This window comes from Polaromonas sp. P4_H1 (genome assembly GCF_056400945.1).
Genome location: NZ_JBFUKG010000102.1, coordinates 1 through 586 on the forward strand (window position 1 = coordinate 1; position 586 = coordinate 586).

Here is a 586-nt window from a genome sequence, read left to right on the forward strand (position 1 = left end):
CAGTAGGTATCGAGCCACAGACCGATGCAGCCGCGTTCACGCGCGATCTCTTCCGCCTTGGCGAGGACCTTCGAGCCGATGTCCTGGCCGCGAAACTGCTCGGGCACGACGAACAGTTCGACGAAACACCAGTTGAACGCGGTCTTGCCCCAGATGCCGCCGATCGGCTCGCCGGTCGCAGGATCGTGGATCAGGATCGAGAGCGGCTGGTGATTGTTGGGGCCAACGGTCTTGGTATTGTAGGCCAGCAACGCATTTGCGACCACCAGCCGTTCGGCCTCGCCGGGCGCATCCGGCACGGTGATGACCGGCGCGTCGGTCATGCTTCGCCGGCAGTGTCGAACATCGCAGCAGACATCGCTTCGGCTGCGGTCTTGCCGGCCCACACCACGAACTGCAATGCCGGATAGTAGCGCTCGCAGGAATGGATCGCCGATACCAGCATCGCTTCGCACTGCGCGGTCGTTGCGGTGAGGCCATCGGGCAGCACCAGTGCCTGCCGGTACATCACCATGCCTGAGTGAGTCCAGATATCGAAAGGACCGCCCCACATCTGTTCGTTGATCGCGGCGATCAGGCGCTGCAC

The 586-nt window shown here is 63.1% G+C and carries 2 protein-coding genes; both read right to left on the minus strand.

Annotated elements, in window-relative coordinates; translation table 11 throughout:
• On the minus strand, positions 1-323 hold a 323-nt coding region (locus AC1DS5_RS25325; RefSeq protein WP_477720998.1), incomplete at its 3' end, for a GNAT family N-acetyltransferase.
• Positions 320-586, minus strand: a 267-nt coding sequence (locus tag AC1DS5_RS25330; RefSeq protein WP_477720999.1) for a type III secretion system chaperone family protein, incomplete at its 5' end; no start/stop codon positions are given. The genes AC1DS5_RS25330 and AC1DS5_RS25325, both read right to left, overlap by 4 nt.